The 20,969-nt window shown below is 43.2% G+C and carries 26 protein-coding genes; 11 read left to right on the top strand and 15 right to left on the bottom strand.

The features are described 5' to 3' along the window. Positions 1–12 precede the first annotated feature (12 nt). A complete protein-coding gene (locus K6Y31_RS09610; RefSeq protein WP_233052568.1) occupies positions 13–417 on the bottom strand; it encodes an OsmC family protein in 405 nt (134 codons plus the stop codon). Between the two features lie 268 nt (positions 418–685). On the opposite strand from K6Y31_RS09610, the gene crp reads away from it, so the two are divergent. Further along, positions 686–1,324, top strand: a complete 639-nt coding sequence (gene crp / locus K6Y31_RS09605) for a cAMP-activated global transcriptional regulator CRP (RefSeq protein WP_232801461.1) — start codon at positions 686–688, stop codon at positions 1,322–1,324. Between the two features lie 145 nt (positions 1,325–1,469). Here the strand turns inward: crp and rplI are convergent, their stop codons facing one another. Genes rplI through rpsF form a run of 4 tightly spaced genes read right to left on the bottom strand, consistent with a single transcriptional unit; the run spans position 1,470 to position 2,903 of the window. Further along, entirely contained in the window at positions 1,470–1,922 is a 453-nt protein-coding gene (gene rplI / locus K6Y31_RS09600; RefSeq protein ID WP_233052567.1) for a 50S ribosomal protein L9, read from the bottom strand. A gap of 13 nt (positions 1,923–1,935) precedes the next feature. Continuing rightward, positions 1,936–2,163: a 30S ribosomal protein S18 gene (gene rpsR, locus K6Y31_RS09595; protein WP_119910532.1), complete on the bottom strand. Its 228-nt coding sequence runs from the start codon at positions 2,161–2,163 to the stop codon at positions 1,936–1,938. An 11-nt stretch (positions 2,164–2,174) separates the two neighbouring features. Next, positions 2,175–2,483 carry a primosomal replication protein N gene (priB, locus tag K6Y31_RS09590; protein WP_233052566.1) on the bottom strand — a complete coding sequence of 103 codons (309 nt, stop codon included), beginning with the start codon at positions 2,481–2,483 and terminating at the stop codon, positions 2,175–2,177. 3 nt (positions 2,484–2,486) lie between these two features. Next, the gene (gene rpsF, locus K6Y31_RS09585) at positions 2,487–2,903 is read right to left on the bottom strand and encodes a 30S ribosomal protein S6 (RefSeq protein ID WP_232801464.1); all 417 of its coding nucleotides are present in this window, start codon (positions 2,901–2,903) and stop codon (positions 2,487–2,489) included. Between the two features lie 520 nt (positions 2,904–3,423). Here rpsF and K6Y31_RS09580 point away from each other — a divergent pair. The 3 genes from K6Y31_RS09580 to K6Y31_RS09570 are packed head-to-tail and all read left to right on the top strand — an operon-like array spanning position 3,424 to position 4,715. Beyond that, complete coding sequence (locus K6Y31_RS09580) at positions 3,424–3,645, top strand: thioredoxin domain-containing protein (protein ID WP_233052565.1); 222 nt, start codon at positions 3,424–3,426, stop codon at positions 3,643–3,645. Between the two features lie 58 nt (positions 3,646–3,703). Continuing rightward, positions 3,704–4,444: a hypothetical protein gene (locus K6Y31_RS09575; protein WP_233052564.1), complete on the top strand. Its 741-nt coding sequence runs from the start codon at positions 3,704–3,706 to the stop codon at positions 4,442–4,444. A 10-nt stretch (positions 4,445–4,454) separates the two neighbouring features. Further along, positions 4,455–4,715, top strand: a complete 261-nt coding sequence (locus tag K6Y31_RS09570; protein WP_233052563.1) for a DUF2024 family protein — start codon at positions 4,455–4,457, stop codon at positions 4,713–4,715. A gap of 182 nt (positions 4,716–4,897) precedes the next feature. Here K6Y31_RS09570 and K6Y31_RS09565 read toward each other — a convergent pair whose 3' ends face one another. The 4 genes from K6Y31_RS09565 to K6Y31_RS09550 all read right to left on the bottom strand — a co-directional run bounded on the left by K6Y31_RS09565 (position 4,898) and on the right by K6Y31_RS09550 (position 9,202). Continuing rightward, entirely contained in the window at positions 4,898–5,464 is a 567-nt protein-coding gene (locus K6Y31_RS09565; protein ID WP_233052562.1) for a Rho-binding antiterminator, read from the bottom strand. 66 nt (positions 5,465–5,530) lie between these two features. Continuing rightward, positions 5,531–6,739, bottom strand: a complete 1,209-nt coding sequence (locus K6Y31_RS09560; protein ID WP_233052561.1) for a glutamine amidotransferase — start codon at positions 6,737–6,739, stop codon at positions 5,531–5,533. Between the two features lie 61 nt (positions 6,740–6,800). Beyond that, on the bottom strand, positions 6,801–8,165 hold the full coding sequence (locus K6Y31_RS09555) for an NHL repeat-containing protein (RefSeq protein ID WP_233052560.1): 1,365 nt from the start codon (positions 8,163–8,165) through the stop codon (positions 6,801–6,803). Positions 8,166–8,194: 29 nt separating this feature from the next. Then, the gene (locus K6Y31_RS09550; RefSeq protein WP_233052559.1) at positions 8,195–9,202 is read right to left on the bottom strand and encodes a flavin reductase family protein; all 1,008 of its coding nucleotides are present in this window, start codon (positions 9,200–9,202) and stop codon (positions 8,195–8,197) included. 225 nt (positions 9,203–9,427) lie between these two features. Between K6Y31_RS09550 and K6Y31_RS09545 the strand changes: the two genes are divergently transcribed. Next, the gene (locus K6Y31_RS09545) at positions 9,428–10,348 is read left to right on the top strand and encodes a diiron oxygenase (RefSeq protein WP_233052558.1); all 921 of its coding nucleotides are present in this window, start codon (positions 9,428–9,430) and stop codon (positions 10,346–10,348) included. A gap of 30 nt (positions 10,349–10,378) precedes the next feature. Here K6Y31_RS09545 and K6Y31_RS09540 read toward each other — a convergent pair whose 3' ends face one another. Further along, on the bottom strand, positions 10,379–10,966 hold the full coding sequence (locus tag K6Y31_RS09540; protein ID WP_233052557.1) for a MarR family winged helix-turn-helix transcriptional regulator: 588 nt from the start codon (positions 10,964–10,966) through the stop codon (positions 10,379–10,381). Between the two features lie 212 nt (positions 10,967–11,178). Between K6Y31_RS09540 and K6Y31_RS09535 the strand changes: the two genes are divergently transcribed. The 3 genes from K6Y31_RS09535 to K6Y31_RS09525 all read left to right on the top strand — a co-directional run bounded on the left by K6Y31_RS09535 (position 11,179) and on the right by K6Y31_RS09525 (position 13,373). Further along, entirely contained in the window at positions 11,179–11,439 is a 261-nt protein-coding gene (locus K6Y31_RS09535; RefSeq protein WP_233052556.1) for a DUF2024 family protein, read from the top strand. 61 nt (positions 11,440–11,500) lie between these two features. Next, positions 11,501–12,700, top strand: coding sequence for an NO-inducible flavohemoprotein (hmpA, locus tag K6Y31_RS09530; RefSeq protein WP_233052555.1), 1,200 nt, complete (start codon positions 11,501–11,503; stop codon positions 12,698–12,700). Continuing rightward, complete coding sequence (locus K6Y31_RS09525) at positions 12,687–13,373, top strand: MOSC domain-containing protein (RefSeq protein ID WP_233052554.1); 687 nt, start codon at positions 12,687–12,689, stop codon at positions 13,371–13,373. Before hmpA ends, K6Y31_RS09525 begins: the two co-directional genes overlap by 14 nt. Positions 13,374–13,415: 42 nt before the next feature. On the opposite strand, the gene K6Y31_RS09520 is transcribed toward K6Y31_RS09525, so the two are convergent. The 4 genes from K6Y31_RS09520 to K6Y31_RS09505 all read right to left on the bottom strand — a co-directional run bounded on the left by K6Y31_RS09520 (position 13,416) and on the right by K6Y31_RS09505 (position 17,989). Then, positions 13,416–13,883: a GNAT family N-acetyltransferase gene (locus tag K6Y31_RS09520; protein ID WP_233052553.1), complete on the bottom strand. Its 468-nt coding sequence runs from the start codon at positions 13,881–13,883 to the stop codon at positions 13,416–13,418. A 9-nt stretch (positions 13,884–13,892) separates the two neighbouring features. Next, entirely contained in the window at positions 13,893–14,648 is a 756-nt protein-coding gene (gene rlmB, locus K6Y31_RS09515) for a 23S rRNA (guanosine(2251)-2'-O)-methyltransferase RlmB (RefSeq protein ID WP_232801472.1), read from the bottom strand. Continuing rightward, positions 14,645–17,143 carry a ribonuclease R gene (gene rnr, locus K6Y31_RS09510; RefSeq protein WP_233052552.1) on the bottom strand — a complete coding sequence of 833 codons (2,499 nt, stop codon included), beginning with the start codon at positions 17,141–17,143 and terminating at the stop codon, positions 14,645–14,647. Before rnr ends, rlmB begins: the two co-directional genes overlap by 4 nt. Positions 17,144–17,374: 231 nt before the next feature. Next, the gene (locus tag K6Y31_RS09505) at positions 17,375–17,989 is read right to left on the bottom strand and encodes a tetratricopeptide repeat protein (protein ID WP_233052551.1); all 615 of its coding nucleotides are present in this window, start codon (positions 17,987–17,989) and stop codon (positions 17,375–17,377) included. A 219-nt stretch (positions 17,990–18,208) separates the two neighbouring features. On the opposite strand from K6Y31_RS09505, the gene K6Y31_RS09500 reads away from it, so the two are divergent. Together K6Y31_RS09500 and ykgO are read left to right on the top strand one after the other, a co-directional pair. After that, a complete protein-coding gene (locus tag K6Y31_RS09500; protein WP_232801475.1) occupies positions 18,209–18,475 on the top strand; it encodes a type B 50S ribosomal protein L31 in 267 nt (88 codons plus the stop codon). Continuing rightward, a complete protein-coding gene (ykgO, locus tag K6Y31_RS09495) occupies positions 18,475–18,621 on the top strand; it encodes a type B 50S ribosomal protein L36 (RefSeq protein ID WP_232801476.1) in 147 nt (48 codons plus the stop codon). The genes K6Y31_RS09500 and ykgO overlap by 1 nt, the downstream gene beginning before the upstream one ends. Before the next feature lie 57 nt (positions 18,622–18,678). Here ykgO and efpL read toward each other — a convergent pair whose 3' ends face one another. Continuing rightward, entirely contained in the window at positions 18,679–19,245 is a 567-nt protein-coding gene (gene efpL / locus K6Y31_RS09490; RefSeq protein WP_232801477.1) for an elongation factor P-like protein EfpL, read from the bottom strand. Between the two features lie 414 nt (positions 19,246–19,659). Here efpL and K6Y31_RS09485 point away from each other — a divergent pair, with 414 nt between their 5' ends. After that, a complete protein-coding gene (locus K6Y31_RS09485) occupies positions 19,660–20,967 on the top strand; it encodes an ATP-binding protein (protein WP_233052550.1) in 1,308 nt (435 codons plus the stop codon). The last annotated feature ends 2 nt before the right edge of the window (positions 20,968–20,969 follow it).

Below are 20,969 nucleotides of genomic sequence, written 5' to 3'. Positions count from 1 at the left end.
GCTCTGTGAAAACTAGACTGCTTTAACTTCAAAACAGGCATTTATCTGTACTGTAGCTTCCAACATTTTAGCGACTGAGCAATACTTATTCATCGACGCATTAATGGCTTTTTCAACTAAACGAGCATCAACATCTGTGCCTGTAACCGTGTATAGCAAGTCAATTTTTCTAAAGACTTTAGGCGCAGATTCAACTCGCTCGGCTTTCACGTCCACCTCACAACCTTGGATTTTTTGCTTAGCGTCCTTTAAGTCAGAAACAATATCCACAGAGCTACAACCGGCAATCGCCATCAATACCAATTCCATTGGGCTTGCCCCTTCGGTACCACCGTTGCCATCCATTAATACTTGATGCCCTTTCGACGATTGACCGACAAATTTCAAGGCCTGCGACCACTCCACTTTAATTTGCATATATTTCTCATTTACTTATTGTGACAATAGGATGATTAAGCTTGGTTTTTTTCTTAAACATTGAGCTAGTTCAAACTGCTTATTAGATCAAAATCAATGTAAAAAGCTGATCCAGCGCTAATTTTATAACTTTATCAATCAAGACTTGCAGCATGATTACAAGGCTTTTATGCTATCATGCGTTAACTAAAATAGCTCACTGCTAATGATGTCTTGCTGCAGGTGCAACCAGATTGAAGCGGTAAAATATAAGAATAGAGGAACACATATGGTACTTGGTAAACCTCAAGCAGATCCGACGTTAGAATGGTTTTTGTCGCACTGCCATATCCACAAGTATCCTTCTAAAAGCACATTAATCCATGCTGGCGAAAAAGCTGAAACCCTTTACTACATCGTAAAAGGCTCGGTTGCTGTGTTAATCAAGGATGAAGAAGGCAAAGAAATGATCCTGTCTTACCTAAATCAGGGAGACTTTATGGGTGAGTTAGGTTTGTTTGATGAATCAGAAAACCCAATTCGTACCGCTTGGATCCGCGCAAAATCTCCATGTGAAGTGGCTGAAATCTCTTACAAGAAATTCCGTCAATTAATTCAGGTAAACCCTGAGATCCTAATGCGTCTTTCCAGCCAAATGGGCTCTCGCCTGCAGGAAACTAGCCAAAAAGTGGGTGATCTCGCTTTCCTAGACGTAACAGGCCGCATTGCACAAACCCTGTTAAGCTTAGCGAAACAGCCTGACGCGATGACTCACCCAGACGGTATGCAAATCAAGATCACTCGTCAAGAAATCGGCCAAATCGTTGGTTGTTCTCGTGAAACAGTCGGTCGTATTCTGAAGATGCTGGAAGAGCAGAACCTCATTTCAGCTCACGGTAAAACCATTGTGGTATTCGGCACCCGTTAAGCACGGACAGTCAATATTAATAAGGTGATAAAAACGAGGCTTAGCCTCGTTTTTTTGTTTCTGCCATTCAAAGCTATTCTTCTCGGCAAATTTCAGGCATAAAAAAACCGGCCTAAGCCGGTCTTTTAAGAAGTAAGTGTAAAACTTACTCTGCAGCCACTACTGAAACTTTAACAGTTGCAGTTACGTCGCTGTGTACTTGGATTGCGATGTCGTATTCACCAGTGTTACGTAGAACACCTTCTGGTAGACGAACTTCGCTCTTCGCTACTTCTACGCCAGCTGCAGTAATTGCATCAGCGATATCACGAGTACCGATAGAACCAAATAATTTACCTTCTTCACCCGCTTTAGAAGCAATAACAACAGCTTCTAGTGCGCTTAGCTTCTCGCCACGTTGCTCAGCAGCCGATAGGTCTGCAGCAATTTTAGCTTCAAGCTCAGCACGACGTGCTTCGAATTTCTCTGTGTTTGCTTTGTTTGCTGGAACCGCTTTACCCTGTGGGAAAAGGAAGTTACGAGCATAACCAGCTTTAACAGAAACTTGATCACCTAGCGTACCTAGGTTAGCAACTTTGTCTAATAAAATAATTTCCATGTCACTTCCCCTCTTACTGATGTAAGTCAGTGTATGGTAAAAGAGACAGGTAGCGTGCGCGCTTGATAGCACGAGCTAGCTGGCGTTGGTATTTTGCACGTGTGCCAGTAATACGGCTAGGTACAATTTTACCACTTTCAGTAACGTAGTTTTTTAAAGTCACTACATCTTTGTAATCGATTTCGCTTACGCCTTCAGCAGTAAAGCGACAGAACTTACGACGACGGAAATAACGTGCCATTTGCCTGATCCTTAAATAATTTTCTCAATGTACTGAGCATGTAAAACCAATTCACCATTACCACTTTGGTTTTTATGGCTGGCGAGAAATCCACTCACCTTAATTTTATTGCCCTTCTCTATTTGATTTGAAACCTGTGTTGCCATCTCGCCCGCCACTACTATGGGCATAATGCAAAAGCATTGGCGAATTAAGTTGGCTTCTGTCTGCCGCGATTCATGTTTCATTTTAAATTTACAATGAACAATGCCTGCCGGACTTTTGGTCAACTTAGGAGAGTTAATTAACTCACCACTTAGTTGCAAACAGTTTTCTGACACAAATTACTCTTCGCTGGCAGCCTCTTGAGGAGCTTCTTCCGCTTGCGCTTGTGGAGCAGCAGAATCAAAAGCTGGACGAGAATCGCGTGATTGACGCTCTTCTTTAGCTTTAGCCATTGGAGAAACTTCAGTGATAGCAGCTTTAGTACGCATGATCATGTTACGGATCACAGCATCGTTGAAACGGAAAGCAGTTTCCAGTTCGTCGATTACAGCTTGCTCAGCTTCTACGTTTAATAGAACGTAGTGTGCTTTGTGTAGCTTGTTGATTGGGTAAGCCAATTGACGACGGCCCCAATCTTCTAGACGGTGAATAGTACCGCCATTGTCGGTGATCATTGCGCTGTAGCGCTCGATCATGCCGTTAACTTGTTCACTCTGATCAGGGTGAACCATAAATACGATTTCGTAATGACGCATTTACTTGATCCTTACGGGTTTAATCAGCCTCTGTGTGCGGCTCAGTCTGGTACCGTCAGAAGCAAGGAACAAAAGGGTGATGACTGATTTAAGGTCGCAGATTATACAGCCCTACACTAGGATACACAAGGGAAATAATCACCTAAGCTCAACTCAAAACCAGAACTGTAACTGATTGTAAAATAAACAAAAAAACATCGTTACACTCACACAAACAGTAGCATAGCGGCCCTTACGCTCAGTTAGACCGATTTCAATAGCTCAATCGGAGAAGAGAACAATGAACAATATGTATGACATTGCCACTATCTAATACTTTTTAACCATTGAAAGCCTCTTGAATGCCAGTAACCACATCGGTAACGTTTGTTAGTCCTTTTTTTGCAACCCCTCACAATCGGCCAAAAACAATATAAAAAAGTTTTTATCCGAAACCATTTGACAACAAACCTCAACCAACTATAGTAATTAAAGTTTCGAAACGAAACAAAATTGCAAATAACTTAAATGAGGACAGACCATGACTAAACCTATTTTTTACCATGCTGGTTGTACGATTTGTGTTGAAGCTGAACAACAAGTAGCCAAAGCATTGAATGCTGAAATTGTTCACTTAGGCGAACAGCCTGAGCGTTTATCTGAAGCGGAAGCAGCAGGTATTAAATCTGTACCAGCAGTGCTGCTTAATGGTGGTGTCTTCCACATTAACTTCGGTGCTTCACTGGCAGATCTCAAAGCTTAATGGGCCATTGGGCAGCAGTTTGCTGCCCTTTTTATTGATAAAATAAGGAAAAGTTACAATGAAAAAATATTTAGCAACAGCCATCGGATTAGTATTGAGTTCAGCGGTCTTTGCTGACGGTGATCATCAGGGTCATATTATGAGCAAATCCGATGCTAAAATAGCGAGTGAATTTGACCTGACACACGCAAAAATCATTAAAAACGCGGCCTCATTAACTTTCCAAGCGGAAGTAACAGATAAACTGGGCCAAACCAAACCGAAAGCAATCGGTAAATTGGGTGGCTCAGAAGTTTACAGCTATGTATGGCCAACCAATCTGGATTCAGAAGCGGTAGGCTTTGAGAAAGGTCAAGGGATCTTAGCGTTAGCAGTAACCGCGCACCCAGACTTTGATGATACGCCAAAGTTTGATGAAAACTTAGATGGCGATAAAGCCAATGATGGCAACGAATGGCATTCACACTGGGTAGTTTTAACCAAAGATGAGTCTTGTGGCGGCGGCCTGAAAGTGAAAGATATTCCTGAAGGTCAAACACCTGCGTTGCCTGCGACTTGGCCAGGTTTGCCGATTTACATTGATAGTCCAGGCTATACACCTGAGTTTGTTAAAAATGAAGTTTCTGTAGAAGTGCCAACAAAAGATTTGTCTTTCCAAGAAGACTTCCAGTTTGATGCGGTTACAGCCGTACTACAGGTGAATGATAGCGTACATAACCCGCTACTATGTGTTACTGCGGTCAACGATGTGGCTTCCGGTGACCTATCACTACCGGGTAAAGTAGTTGCTAAAAAGTAAGGAATAACTAATGTCCGTTCACGTATTTGATACTTATGCTTATACCGTTTCAGGCAAACGTTTACATTTCGATGTGCTTTTACCGACTAAAGATGCGGCATTGGCGTTAATTACCGCAAAAAAATGGTTGTCAGAGATTGGTGAAGAAGGGGCTGAAATCCGCCGTGGCGGTTGTGCGTTTTGTCATTCTTCGGTTTCTGTGCCTGAATTTGACGATACGATTAAAAAACAAGGTTATGCCATCTATAAACTAGAAGGTTGTCCGGCATAGCTTGTTGTTCCATCTCCTTGTATATCTATTTCAGCCAAGCACTTGCTTGGCTTTTTTTTACGCGCTGTTTTAGTTGTTACTGATACTTACTGGCGATCTTCTTAAACACATTGATAGCGCTTAGGTTAACGATTATTACACTGAAAAAAACGGCTGATGACGCCGCTTTGTTAATACATCGGTTAGTTAAGGCATGCTGCCGTTTTTACTAACGCTTGAGCTTCTGGTGTATTAATGATCGATCCTGTCACTGCGGCGTAGGTGTCTTCTATTGCCAGTACTTTTATCCCTTTTTCGCTGGCTGAAAGAATACGGTTTTCGCCTGTTTTTTTGTATAACTGACAAGTAAAACCGTCACTGTTGGGATAACGCGAAGAGATGTCTTTTAATATGCTTTGCGTACTGTTGTTATTAATAATGATGTCGCACCATGCTTTATTGTTCCTAAGCACGATTATTTTATATTGTTCATGCATATCATTTTTTCCTATCGGTTTGAATTCAATTAGTTTGAAGTGTGGATTAGGCTGCAGTGAATTAATTCGTTGGATCTGATCAAGTCTGATTGGGCCAATCGGCTCTTGTTCATTAACTAACGTTATCCATTCAGCTTTATTTTGACTGAATACGTTGTCGGCATAACCCGTTAGCCGTCGACCGTCATCATGTTCGATCGCTATTTTTATTTTTGACGAGCAGGCTATCTCTAAGTAATCGTGAAGCGCGCAATCAATGGGGGTGTACTTCATTTCGATTCCTTATTAAAGGTATAAAAAAGCCTACTCTGAGGTAGGCCTTTACATTTTTCAGAATTTTTATTCAGATAAAGCATTGAGGGCTGCTTGGTAATCCGGCTCGTCAGTCACTTCAGATACTAACTCTGCGTGTAAAATAGTGTGATTTTCATCGAGTACCAAGACAGCTCTGGCATATAGCCCCGATAATGGCCCTCCTTCCATTTTCACACCGTATCCTGCTGCGATGCTTTGCGTTTGATAATCCGAGGCGGTGATTGCATTGTCTATGCCTTCCGCGGCACAAAATCGACTGTATGCAAAAGGTAAGTCCAGCGAAGCGAACAATAGAGTGGTGTCTGTTCGGTTGGCAAGTTGTTGGCTAAATGTTTTTAATTGGATGGCGCAAACTGGCGTATCAATGCTTGGGAAAATGTTGAGAACGAGCTTTTTACCCAATAGATCAGTGCGTTTTAATAAACCCAGTTTACTGTCTATTAAAGTAAAGTCAGGTGCTTGCTCGCCAACTTGTGGAAACTGTCCCTGCGTCTTAATTGCATTCCCTTTAAAGGTAAGGTGTTGCTGCTGCGGCTTTTCCCATCCTTGCTGCATTAGCCAATCGTGCCATATCTCTGCCGCTACGGGCTGTAAGCTGGCGCCGACTTCTTGCGTATCCAATCGTAGCGCAGCGACATCAACACCATCTGTATTAGAAATTTCGCCGGTATGGCCGATAAACCACTGCTCCATTGCGTTGACGGTGACTTCAGGATGAAACTGCATTGCGAGTGCAAAGTTCTCTACCGCAAACGCTTGATTAGGATAGTTTTCATTACTAGCTAATAAAGTCGCTCCGGTAGGCAAATCAAAGGTATCACCATGCCAATGCAAAATAGGTTGTTCGCCTAGTTTGGCTAATGGGTTTTGAGCACTATTTTTCAGCGTTAGTCGACCCCAACCCAGCTCTTTTTTATGGCCAGAGTAAACCTTTGCTCCCATCGATCGAGCCATTAGCTGAGCGCCTAAGCAAACTCCAAGTAAGGGCTTCTTTGTGGCCAAGCGTTGCTGAATGAGATTGATTTCATCATTAATAAAAGGGTATTCCGCTTCATCGTAGACACCAATAGGGCCGCCGAGGATGATTAATAAATCGCAGTCGTTGATAGCAGTTGTTATGGGATCCTTACCTGCTTCAATGTAATTAATTTTTGCATTAAATTGAGCTAAAACTGGCGTAATGTTACCGAGATCTTCAAAAGCCAGGTGTCTAATGACGTTAACTGTTTTCATAATTTTCTCACTGCTTTATTAGAAAAGTGAGCGGCTTAGCTGCTCACTTTATTGATGTTGTTTAGCGAATAGCGCCTGATACATAACCACCGTGTGGCATGGTTAGACCATCTGCTGCACCATACACTTTGACGATGGTGTCTGTTTTAGTGTCAAGTTTTAGAATGTATTTTGATGCATAGCTTGATACATAAATGAAGCGTTGATCGGCGCTAACACCTAGGCCATGCGCCACGGCAAAATCAGCGGGTAGACCTAGTCCTGGAGCTAATCGTTTGATCAGTTGTGGGTTGTTTTTATCACTCAAGTCATAAATAGAAATAAAACCATCGTCACCATAACTACCATCAAGTGAGTCCTCTTCTGCGATGTATAGTTTACCCGCTGCAACCGTAACATCTGATGCTGAGCGTAGAACACCCGCTTCAGCTTCATTATTAGCGGTACCTAGAATTGGCCAAGCAGTGCCTTCCCACGCATCTATCATCCAAATACTAGGTGGAATAATAGTTGCGCCTGCTGGCGTATTTGATGTTGGCCCAAATTGCATTGATGCTGTGACGGCATAACGCTCATCAATCCAAGTGTTAAAGTGGGTGAAAGCCGCGTAAGCTTGTTCGTCACCTAGGCGGATTTTTTTCTGTAGTGTTAAGGCGCCTGTTTTCTTGTCTACGTCGAATAAATCAATGTCACCGTCGTCGTAGTAATACCCTGTTGATAGGCCTAATGTGCCGGATTTATTGAAGTAAACACCATGGGTTTGCTCTGTTACATTATCAATTACGATGGGATCGACACTGGCAAATTCTTGCGTTTTGGTGTCAATAACACGCACTTTATTGTCTGACCATTGCGTGAAATAGACGTATTTAGAATAAGGCAGTATGGTGGGCCCGTGTATTTGGGTCATGGCTGGCTGCGTCCAGCTTGCAATGGGCTGTAGTGGTGATGTTTGTGTTGGGGTATTGTAACTTGAGCTCGTATTGGCCGGTTCAGCTTGTAGCACTTTCGTTACTTCAAGTTCAACGAAGCCTTGCTTCCATGCATAATTATTGACTTTGATAACGACAATGTTGGCCGCATGAGTCGTGGATGCATCCGTGGTTACGTACAGCCATTTTGCGTTTGGCGAAATAAGTACGTGTTGTGGTCTTCCTCCTGGCCAGCCAGATAATGCATCTAATCGTTGTTGTATGATGATATCGTTATCGACGTTAATAAGGATTATCTCTGATTCCATCATATCGAGTGCTGCCATGACATTTTTTAGCTTAGCACTCTGTGATAATGGGCGATAGCTGGCCGTTATTTCATTTTCTTCAGGGCTAATTTCAACCACTTGTGGTAGCTCACTCTCTGTTTCGTTCATGGCATACACGGGGGCGGTTATCGTTAACATTGAAGCCAGTATTATTGGGTGTCTCATATTTATCATCCTTAAAAATAGAAATTGAGTTAAATATCCAGTACGACATCACTGGTTGGTTGACTACAGCACAGTAAAACCATGCCTTGGTTTACTTCATCTGGGAGTATCCCTCCTAAATCTTGCATATTGACGTGACCTTCTTTTTTTAAGGTCCGACAAGCGCCACAGATTCCGGAACGACAGGCATTTTTTACAGCCACTCCGGCTTTTTCTGCTAACTCTAATAAGCTTTCATTACCGCTTGTCGTCGCTTTAACACCGCTTTTGATAAAGTTGACGCTGTAGGTGGGTGTATTTGTAGATACTTGTTGATGACTTATAGGCATAGGGGAGATAAATGCCTCTTCGTGGTAACGCGTTAAGTCAAAATCTATACTCATTAAATATTCTTTAATCGCCCTCATATAGGGTGCAGGGCCGCAAACAAAAACCACCCTCTCATGGACATTTCTTACCATGGCGTTAAGCCACAAAGGATCTATACGTCCACTCACACCATGCCAAGCTTGCCCTGTTACATCTTCGGGAATAATCGTTAGCGTCAGACCGTTAATCTGTCTTACCAGGGCGAGTAACTCCTGCTGTTCAATAATTTGGCTCGGGCTTCTGACGCTAAATATTAAGTGGGCATTCACTTTTTTGGCTTGATTACGCCAATGGCGTAGTGTGGCAAGGTGTGGAGTGATGCCACTACCGGCAGCCATTAACAGTAACTTATTATCTTCATATTCCGCTGGTATAAACTTGCCATAGGCACCACTGAAAAATATAGGCATCCCCGGTTGGAGATTATTGTGTAGCCAATTTGAGCCAGTGCCATAAGGAACCGCTCGCACAGTGATAGAAAATACCGAGGTGTGGTTTGGTGCAGAAGAGAGTGTATAGCTACGTAAAATATCACCGTCTTCTGTTGGTAAGACTAAGGTAATAAATTGACCTGGCATATATTTCAATTTTTTTTTGCACTCAAAAACAAAGGTTTTAACGCCTTCGATATCTGTCTGAACATCCTTACAAATAGCTTCTTGTTCCATTTTACCACCCCTTTATTTTGTTTCGCATCGAAACAATAATAAGAGAGCGATAAATTTACAAGGCTTTTTTATTTGGTTTGGCAACTTAATTTTTATGCAACAAAAAAGTCATCTAAATAACGTTTTTAGTCGACACCATGTATCTCGTTTTATGTTGTTAAAAATATTTCACGACAATGGTTTTTACTTATTTTTTGTAGCTAACAAATGGAGGATGACGGCATCATGAATAACTTACATTCGCACCCTGACAACAAGATCCTAAACATCATTAATGGATTAACGAACTTATGGAATAATCGAGCGAAGATCCACGAAGGAGACCCAAGCCTGGATCTTACTTTTGAACCTGACAAAGATGACTTTAAGGAAGAATTACTACCTTTTTATCAGCATCCTGTTTGGATCGCAGCCGATCCTGCGCTTCGTCAACAAGTACTGTCGTATGGTTGGATTATTTACAATGAAAAAACCATTCAAATTGAATCAAAATTGATTGCGCCTGTGTGTGATTTGATCATTGATGGAGAGTTTCCTGGCTCAGAGCAAGATGAAATAAAACATGCTATTAGCCAAGCATTGGTTGATGAAGCTTTTCATACTTTGATGGCAGTAAAAAGTATTAACATTGTTTACCGTGAGCGTGGCTTAGAACGTATTAAGTTACCTAAATTCGAATTAATCCACTGCTTGGAAGAAATGCTATTAGGTTGCCACACCGAGTTTGAACGTAAACTTGTACGCTTAGCAGTAGCTTGTGCTTCGGAAACTCTCATTACTGATTATCTAGGCTCACTGTCGAAGGATGATCAACTACAACCGCTTTGTTACAAAACGGTAGAAGCCCATGCTGCCGATGAATGGAGCCATGCGAGTGTCTTTTCTTACACAATGGCGGAGATTTTTGCCAAACTATCAGAGCATAACAAATCACTCTATTTAGCCACATTGCCTAAAGCCGTTAAAGCATTTGGTGATGATGAACTAAACGCGTGGCATACAATATTGGCAACAATACAGTTTCCACACTTTGAAGTCATGCTAGCTGATTGCCGTGAGCGTAATAACAATGCAGTGGAAGTCGATACTCAAGGCATTGCTAAGCTCTTAAATAGTTTAGGCATTGAAGACACCTTAGCAGCGTAAAAAGCAGCGTTATAGGAATGACAGTGGGACTTAAGTTCCATTGTTGTTAATTACTTTAAGCTGATGCTCTCGACAAATTAACTCTCCAAACTTTCGTGGCAATTCTTTTTGCGTCAACTGACACAGAAACAATGTTTGGTTTTTGGGCGCATGATAAATACACGTTTTACACAACCCAAAGCTTACATTTCTCGTTTCCATTTGAATATCTATCAACAAAGCTTCTAATTGTTGCTCTAACGTGCTGTTTTCATCATTTGAACAACGGTCTAGTGCTTGGCGCAAACTCGGTGGAGGCATCGTTTGGTCTGCGATTTTCCGCCCTGCATCGGTCAAGCTTAAGTGGTAAACCCGCTTGTCTTGGGTATCTTTTGTCTTAGTTAAGTAGCCTTTATTTTCGAGTAGAGTAATTGACTGCGATGTAGTCCCTTTAGTCGCCCCCAAGAAGTCTTTTACTGCAGCTGGGGTATCACTAAATAGGTTGCAGCGATTCAGGTAAAAAAGCACCTCCAAATGCACAGGATGTAAACCATGGCTTAACCCAGCCTGCCTAACTTCATTGCGAAACAAGGTACTTAATCGCTCTAATAAATCACAAATTTTTATCGTATTCGCCATAACAGCCCATTTTAAGTTTTTATTCGAAACAATGTTGACAAGTATAGCACTATGATTACAATAAACAATGTTTCGCATCGAAACCAAAATAGACTTAATGTTTCACTAATTTTGTTTTTGCTAGCTTGATATTGGGCATAACACTATTGGTAAAAGGAGTTACCTAGTTATCAGTGGTAACTTTATCGGTCAACTATTGTGAGAAATATTTTATGAAGCTTCATGTTTTTGACACATTCGCTTACAGCCCTTCAGGTAAGATCATCCATTTTGATGTACTGATCCCAGAGAAAAATGAGCTTCAAGCGCAACAATATGCATTGCAATGGCTAGCCAGCATCGGCGAACCAGAAGCTACCATTAAGCCAAGTGGTTGTTTGTTTTGTCATACCTCTGCCAGTTTACCGCAATTTGCGGATGACGTTTTAAAAACAGGCTTTGCTATTTACAAGTTGGAAGGTTGTCCCGCCTAACACAATGTTCACCCAGTGATGAGCCGTGTTATATATTTTCTATCCAATAAAAGTGATCATTATGTTAAGTCAACAAACTGTAGAACGAGTTAAATCAACCGCCCCTTTCTTAACCAGCCATGGTCCCGCGCTTACTGCGCACTTCTATCAACGTTTATTTAAGAACTACCCTGATCTGCAACATACCTTTAACCGCGCTAACCAAGCTTCCGGCCGCCAACAGCTAGCGCTATTTAGCGCAATTGGCGCTTATGTACATTATCTAGATGATTTACCTGCATTGACATCAGCGGTTGAACGCATCGCGCAAAAGCACAGCAGTGTACTGGTACAAGCAGAGCATTATGAAGTAGTAGGGCAAGAGCTTATTGGGACGTTGGGCGACTTAGGTGGCGAGTTAATAACCCCTGATATTCAACAAGCATGGATAGAAGCTTACCAATTTTTGGCCAATATTTTTATTACACGAGAGCAGGCAATCTATACGGCACAAGCCAATAAAGTTGGCGGTTGGCAAGGTTTTAGACGCTTTATCATTCACGATAAAATAATGGAAAGCGAGTTGATTCAATCTTTTATTCTGATGCCAGAAGATGGTGCGCCAGTCGCTGACTTTCTCCCGGGGCAATATATAGGTATACAGCTTCGCGCTGCGGGCCAAGATTACGATGCGATTCGTCAATATTCTCTTTCTGATACCAGTAACAGCGAATACTACCGCATTTCCGTAAAATGTGAGCATGATGGAGAGGTCTCACCGTATTTACACCAATTACCACTGCAAAGTATTATAAATGTAACCCCTCCCTCCGGAGATTTTTATCTCAACTTACCACTACAAACGCCAATAGTGTTGTTGTCTGGTGGTATTGGCCAAACTCCATTATTGAGCATGTTGAATAGCACTTTAAAACAGCCTTTAAGCAAAGATATTTATTATCTTCATGGTTGTGAAAATGGCCAGCATCATGCCTTTGCCAAGCACCTCAACTTTCAATGCAAAGCTCATCCCAAACTACACCGCTGGGTTTGGTACCAATCCCCCCTCGCTAACGATTTAAAAAGCGAAGATTATGACTTTTCTGGTTTAATGTCTTTAGACAAAGTGGCATCTGAGCTGCCAATTGAACAAGCACATTTTTACTGTTGTGGGCCGACAGGGTTTATGGCAGAGATGTATCGGCAATTAACCTCGATGGGAGTGACTCCTGATCGTATTCACTATGAAAACTTTGGACCACATATTGATGCAAACAACTAACGTAACGGTCTTATCTGGGACCATTCAGCCATTAACTGTAAACCTAACCAGTGCAATCAAGAAAGCGCCAATCACAGAGTCTACTTGGTTATCTGAGCAAGGTCTCGCTAACGATCAACAAGCAGACACTAAGCATCACGGCGGTGTTGATAGAGCGTTACACCTCTACCCTGTAGAGCATTACTTGTCATGGCAGCACAGCTATCCAGAACGAAATTGCTTTAAAGCTGGAGCGTTCGGTGAAAATTTATCGGCGCAAGGGCTGACTGAAACAGAGGTCTGCATCGGCGATGTGTTTCAATTAGGCGACGCAGTGATAGAGGTCAGCCAACCGCGCTCGCCTTGTTTTAAGTTGAATCACCGCTTTGCCATTCCTAATATGGCTTTATTACTTCAAGTAAATGGCTTAGCGGGTTATTTACTGCGCGTTTTACAGCCTGGGAATATTACGCCAAATACACAACTGAGCTTAATTTCGAGAGCCTTTCCCGAGTTGACCGTAAAAGAAGTCGCGTGGCGGTTCTTTAATGACCCATTGAATGAGGCTTTTCTACAGCAACTAGTAGCGTGCAGTGCGCTTTCAGAAAGCTGGAAGGTTAAAGCACAGCAGCGCTTAGAAACAAGTAAAGTGGAAGACTGGAACAGCCGTTTGTTCGGCTTCAACTTAGGTTAACCAGCAGGCTTCATTAAGCTATGTTGCCGATGCGTTTTTTGGCTAATCAAGCATCATACCAATGTGAGGGATGCCGTCTTCTAGATAAGGCTCACCGACAATCTGAAAACCGTGCTGCAAGTAAAAACCTTGTAAGTGGGTCTGTGCGCTAAGATAAAAAGGCAGATTAAAGTGAGCCTTTGCAGCCGTCACGCCTCGGGCCATCAATTGATGACCTAAGCCGATACTTCTCGCAGGCATCGCCACGATTACTCTGCCAATAGAGGCTTGCGGATAGGCAGTATGCGGCGGCAGGATACGTAAATACCCTACCACCTCATCACCTTGCCACGCTGATAAGTGCAGCGTGTCAGGATGACAATCTAAACCGTCTAAATCTTGATAAGGGCAATCTTGCTCAACCACGAATATCGCCATCCGCAGTGCCGCAATTTGATACCACTGGGTGGCAGTCAATTGCGTAAAGTGACTAAGCTGCCACTTTATTTCGTGTGATAAGCCCTTATTCATAAGACCGGTTTACTTAGCTTGATAACCAGCGCGCTGGCGCACTACTTCAAACAAGCAAATACCGGTCGCTACCGACACGTTCAAGCTCGATACCGAGCCAGCCATTGGCAAGCTAATTAACTCATCACAATGCTCGCGAGTTAAACGACGTAAACCCGCACCTTCAGCGCCCATTACTAGACCGACAGGGCCAGTTAACTTGGTTTCATACAAGGTTTGCGTGGCTTCACCCGCAGCGCCATACAGCCATACACCCGCTTCTTTTAACTCACGCAACGTGCGCGCTAGGTTGGTGACTTGAATAAGTGGGATACTTTCCGCAGCGCCACACGCCACTTTACGCACGGTTGGCGTTAAGCTTGCTGATTTATCTTTTGGCACTACCACGGCATGCACGCCCGCAGCATCAGCACTGCGTAAACAAGCACCTAGATTATGAGGATCGGTAACCCCATCCAAAATCAATAAAAAGGCAGAGCCATCGTTAGCTTTCAGGATGTCATCTAAATCACCTTCGTTGAGCACCGGCGCTGCTTTCACGCGTGCAATAATGCCCTGATGCTGACCACCATCGGTTTTATCATCCAATGCTTTACGCTGCATGAATTGCACCGACACACCCAAGCGTTGTAAACCTTGAATAATCGGTAACATACGTTCGTCTTGGCGGCCTTTTAGGGCGTACACTTCAATAATACGCTCAGGGTTATTTTCTAGTGTCGCCTCTACGGCATGAATACCGTAGATTAATTCAGATTTGCTCATTTCGTTTTCTTCGCTTTATTTTTGTTTTTAGCCACACGCTTAGACTTTTTAACTGTCTTTTTCTTTTTCGGCTTACCGGATGCTAGCTCAATGCTATGACCCTTGCCTTTACCTTTGCGCCTGATAGGTTTATCGGTTGTCTTTTCAGTCGTAGCTTGCTCGCTGGCAGGCCTATCTTGCCCTGCACTGTTTTGCTGTCTATCGCCCCCGCGCTTACTGCCGCCACGAGGTTTTCTACCGCTCGGCTTGGCTGTACTGTCGTCGCCTTTAGCGGCATTGGGTTTACGGCCAGAGCGACGACGTCCGCCTTCTTCACCTGCTAATTCAAAATCAATTTTCTTATCGTCTAAATTGACTGACAGCACCTTAACCGACAAGGTATCACCGATACGGAACACGCGACCGGTGCGCTCACCCTGCATCACTTGTCGACCGGCATCATACTGATAATAATCTCCCGGTAAAGAAGTAACGTGAACAAGGCCGTCGATGTGCAAGTCATTTAAACGAACAAAGAAGCCAAAGTTAGTCACCGCCGCGATGGTGCCTTGCATTTCATCGCCAACGTGATCTTGCATGTACTCACATTTCAAGAAGTCCGCTACATCGCGGGTAGCATCGTCAGCACGGCGCTCGGTCATTGAACATTGCTCACCTAAGATTGGCATATCTTCTTCAAGGTAATGGTAACCGCCAGTATCGGTCCAACGATGGCCAGGGTTTTTCACCTCTTTCGCCAATTGGAACTTAATGGCGCGATGTAAGATCAAATCAGGGTAGCGACGAATAGGCGAGGTAAAGTGCGCGTATTCTTTAAGTGCCAAGCCAAAGTGGCCGACGTTTTCATCTTGATACACGGCTTGCTTCATTGAGCGTAGCAGCATGGTTTGGATCAGCTCAGCATCAGGGCGCTCTTTAATTTTATCTGCCAAATCAGCATAGTCGCGCGGCTGCGGCTCTAGGCCACCACGCAGCTCTAAACCCAGCTCACTTAAAAAGCTTCTAAAGCCGGTCAGCTTTTCTTCACCCGGCGTTTCATGTACTCGAAATAACGCGTGAGCTTCCATTTTTTCAATGTAGCGCGCCGCCGATACGTTGGCTTGGATCATACATTCTTCGATGATCTTATGGGCATCATTGCGGTGCAAAGGCACTATCTGTTCAATTTTGCGTTGCGAGTTAAAAATGAAACGGGTTTCTTGGGTTTCAAACTCCATGCCACCACGAATATGACGCGCACTTTTCAGTGCTTGATACATCGCGTGTAGCTCGTGCAAGTGTTTTACATGGCTTGAATACTGCTCACGTAAGGCTTCATCGCCATCTAAAATATTTGCCACTTTGGTGTAAGTAAAACGCGCATGGGAGTTCATCACCGCTTCGTAAAACTTGTAACCCGACAAACGACCTGCCGCAGAAATGGTCATTTCACATACCATACACAAACGATCAACTTGAGGGTTAAGTGAACATAAACCGTTGGAGAGCTTTTCCGGCAACATAGGAATAACCTGGTCAGGGAAATAAACCGAGTTACCGCGATTTAACGCTTCTTTATCTAAAATACTGCCGTGTCGCACGTAATAACTAACATCGGCAATGGCGACCCATAAACGCCAACCGCCCGATGGTTTTTTCTCACAGTAAACCGCATCGTCAAAGTCACGGGCATCTTCACCGTCTATGGTGACTAGCGGTAAATCACGCAGATCGACGCGACCAACTTTGGCATGCTCAGGCACAGCATCACCAAATACGTTTAGCTCTTTATCAATGCCATCTGGCCAGCTGTGCGGAATATCATGAGTGCGCAAAGCAATTTCTACTTCCATCCCTGGCGCCATATTTTGGCCAAGAATTTCAATTACCTTACCAATAGCATTAACACGAGGTCGTGGGCGAGTGGTGATTTCAGTCACTACCACTTGGCCGTGACGAGCGCCATTTCGCACTTCCGTAGGTACAATAATATCTTGTGCAATACGGCTGTCGTCAGGTACCACGAAGCCGACACCATCTTCTAAGAAGAAGCGCCCTACCACTTGTATCGGAGTGTCATCCAACACGCGAATTAGTCGCGCTTCGGTGCGACCGCGAGCGTCGACTTTTACCGGTTGAACCAGCACGTAATCGCCATGAAATAGCGACATCATTTGTTTTGGCGGTAAGAATAAATCCACCCCGCCTTCTTCTGGTTTAACAAAACCAAAGCCATCTTTGTGGCCAATGACTTTACCCTTTACCAGTTCTAATTTGTCCGGTAAGGCATAACTCGCATTGCGACAATAGACCAATTGACCATCGCGCTCCATCGCCTTTAAACGGCGGCGCAGGGCAATGTAATCATCGTCGGTGCTAAGTTCTAATGTTTTAAATAACTCATCGCGAGTGGCCGGTTTACCAAGCTTTTCAAGCAGGTTCAAAATAAATTCACGGCTGGGAATGGGTTTATCGTACTTCTGCGCTTCGCGCGCTTCAAATGGGTCTTGTGACATGTGTTCTTCTCCTCGAAGGAATACCTGCCAGTATATCCGAATCCCTTGTTTTTTGAATGAAAAATACGCGAAAACAGAAATGAATAAAAGGCAAGAAAATATAGTAAGTTTATTTCAGGATAAAACCTTTACCTACAGCTAATCTTAATAAGGTAAAAGCATTATATTCCTTATTGAGGGAGCAGGACGCTCCCTATTTTTTTGTTCTTAATTTAAGTAACCTGAAGCAAATTACGGTGCAATCCGTTTTGCTCTTGCTACTACGTTTGCGGGCATTTTTTGACTCAACTGCTTGAGGGTGTTAACTGCCCGTTGGTGGGTTTTCTTATCTGCAATAATCGCATGGTGCAGTAAACGATAAGCCTCTTCATAATCTTTCGGGCTACCATTACCTTTTACTAACAAATCAGCCCATTGCAGCTGCGCCGGCAAAAAACCTAAACCAGCAGATTCGCGTAACAATGGCATCGCCTTAGCAATATCGCGCTGCACTAACGTGCCTTTGACATAATATCGACCAAGCTGTTCCAGTGCCGCCGGCAAACCTTGGTTTGCCGCTTGCCACATAAAGTAAACACCAAGCTCGGGATCTTTATCAACACATACCCCCCAAGCTAGCATATCGCCCCAAAGAAATTGATAGGTAGGCTCTTGCACCTTAGTCGCGTGGGCTTCAATATCTTGCACCAGTTGACACTCATCTTTCTTTACGCGTGCTAAATGCTGGTTATTATTAATCAATACCACCAGCTCATCTTGGGTGTATAGTTGCACTACTTCATAATCTTGTGCAGCCTGCAGGGCGAAAATACTACAGCAAAACAACCCTAATAAATACTTATACATAAATTAATCCTTACGTCCTCAGTCAAGTATATCGGCACCGCCTTGGTAATCTTAACCTTAAAACGGCAATAGCATGCGTTCAGTAGAGCTGACTGCAAACACATCACAAGTAACTAATGCAAGTAACTAATGCAAGTAATAAGCCAATAAAAACTTATTGATAATAGATATCATTTGCATTATTGTTACAATATAACATCACAACACAAGTAAGAGACGATGCAAGCAAATATCCACCCCGACTACGACTATGTTATCTTTCACGATACTTCCGCAAATCACTCATTTTTGATCCGCTCAACTTACAAAAGCGATCAAACCATGCAGTGGCACGATGGCAAGCACTATCCAGTTTGTTACCTAGATACTTCCAGTGAATCTCATCCTTTCTACACAGGCAAGCAAAGCTTAGTTAAGTCTGAAGGGCGTATTGCCAAATTCAACCATCGTTTTGGTTTTACAAAATCAACAGGTAAGGAAAAATAATGCAGGTACTTAGCTCATTAAAATCAGCCAAACAACGCCACCGAGACTGTCAGATAGTCAAACGACGCGGACGTTTGTATGTCATTTGTAAGAGTAACCCAAGATTTAAAGCAGTGCAGGGCGGCACCAAAAAACGTAAAGGTTAATATAATCAATAGGTTTACCGCATCACGAAGCGGTAAACCAAGCGTTAACTGAAGAAATCAAGCGCGGCTGCTGAACTTACGCTCTTCAACATTAATCTTAATTTTATCGCCTTGCGCAATGTGCTCAGGCACTTGCACCACTAAGCCAGTTGTTAACGTGGCAGGCTTAGTACGAGCGGTTGCAGAGCCACCTTTTAATGAAGGCTCTGTTTCAGCAATCACTAACTCAACGCTACTTGGCAAATCAATCGCAACTGGCGCGTCGTTCACTATGATGGCTTGCAAACCTTTCGTTTCTTCATCAATGAACAACAGTTCATCTTCAATGTTTTCTTTATTGAAGCTGTAAGATGAGTAATCTTCGTTATCCATAAATACATACTCGTTACCATCAGCATAAGAAAACATCACCGGACGGCGTGTTAAATCGGCTAACGTCAACATTTCTGAATCTTTAAACGACTGATCAAGCTTATGGTTAGTCCCCACGCTGTACATACGCATACGATAAATACTACCGCCGGCGCGCCCTTGAGGCACAGAGCGCTCGATATCACGCACAATATAAGCATCGCCATTAAACTCAATGGCCATATTTTTTTTGATTTCACTCGCTTTAGGCATTTTACCCAACTCCTAGGATTGTAATTGGCGGATATATTAATCAGGATTTTGCTTTGTGGGTATAAATTTGTGCAAGCTTTGTGGTGATATTTCATCGTTAGATGACAAAACACATCATTTACTCGCGCTAAAACTCTATTAGCCGGTGTGACGGTAGAAATAGTCAACCGCCTACTAACAGCATTCGACATTGAATATTCCGCGCTGCAAGCAGTTTAGCGCTGACGCTGTGAAGTACTCGACTAATCAACCCAGTACAAGGGATCGTCAGAAAAAAAACCTTAGTCGATATAAGCCAACTCGACATCATTATTGGTCAAGCTCTCAATTCTTATGCTCAAGCTATCTTAACTAACCCATAAAAGTCACTTTAATGTATTCTTAGCTACTCATTATTGGCAATGAGAGAAAGCAATGGATCCTCAAACACTGGATAGCTTAGCTGCAGCTTATACTGCAGCCCCCTCTTCTGAATTAGCTAACATTTTAGTTAAAAGCTACATCGAAAGCGCTCAGCTAGAGCAAGCAAAACTCTACCTTGGAGATATTGATACAAATTTAGCTGAAACAACGTTAATTTCACTGTGCACAGCATTCGCGCAAGATAAAGATATTGAACACCTTAGCAAGGTAGCGGCCAAGCTCGACAATCATCGCTTTCAAGTTTATTTAGATACCCTTGAGCAATCCGAACACGGTTATTTAGCAAAAAACATCTACCAATCTCTGCGATTATCACACCCTGAGTTGAAAACAGCAGCGCGTGATCAGCATTTCCAATTGGTCGATGAAAAAATTAAACTCAGAGTGATCGATACACCCAATACGGCCGAGGTGCTATCGCTAACACACCATCGTCAACCAACAACCAATTTTAGTGATGTTGTTGGCCTTGAAGCGATTAAAAAACAAATTAACAAGAGAATCATTTTACCTTTTCAAAAGCCCTCCATCTTCCAGCGTTTTAAGAAAAAAGTAGGTGGCGGTGTATTATTGTACGGACCTCCTGGCTGCGGTAAAACATTACTCGCTAGAGCAACAGCCGGTGAATGTAATGCCTCATTTTTTAATGTTGAAGTAGCAGACATTCTTGATATGTATATTGGCGAGTCAGAGCAAAAGCTTAAAGCGATTTTTGATAAAGCCCGCCAAGAAAAGCCCGCCGTCATCTTTTTTGACGAACTAGAAGCACTGGCCGGAAAGCGAGAGCATGCACGTAACAACGCCACCAGCAACACCATCAGCCAATTTCTAACCGAACTCGACGGCTTTTCACAACAAAATGACGGCATACTGGTGTTGGCGTCAACGAATGTTCCTTGGGCGATCGATTCGGCTTTTCTCAGACCGGGACGCTTTGATCGGATGTTTTTCATTCCTCCTCCTGACGCTGTCGCCCGAGAAGCCATTCTCAAACATCATATGACAGATCGTCCTATGACAGCGGATATTGCGTTTAATGCAATCGCGCAGAAAACATCAGGCTACTCTGGGGCTGATCTCGCCAATTTGATTGAGATGGCTGCAGACGAAGCGATTGACGAAACCATCGAGACTGGCGAAGAAACTGAAATAACAATGAAACATTTTACTCAATCACTCGGACAAAGCCGTGCGACGACCACTGAATGGCTAACCACAGCAAGAAACTATGCTCGCTATGCCAATGATGGAGGCCGCTATAATGATGTCCTTGATTTTATTAAAAAGCATGGAAAATAGAA

The organism is Motilimonas cestriensis (assembly GCF_021295315.1).
Lineage (GTDB): Bacteria > Pseudomonadota > Gammaproteobacteria > Enterobacterales > CBDFNC01 > Motilimonas > Motilimonas cestriensis.
The sequence above is the reverse complement of the archived record's forward strand: the minus strand, read 5'-3'. Positions and strand labels throughout refer to the sequence as shown.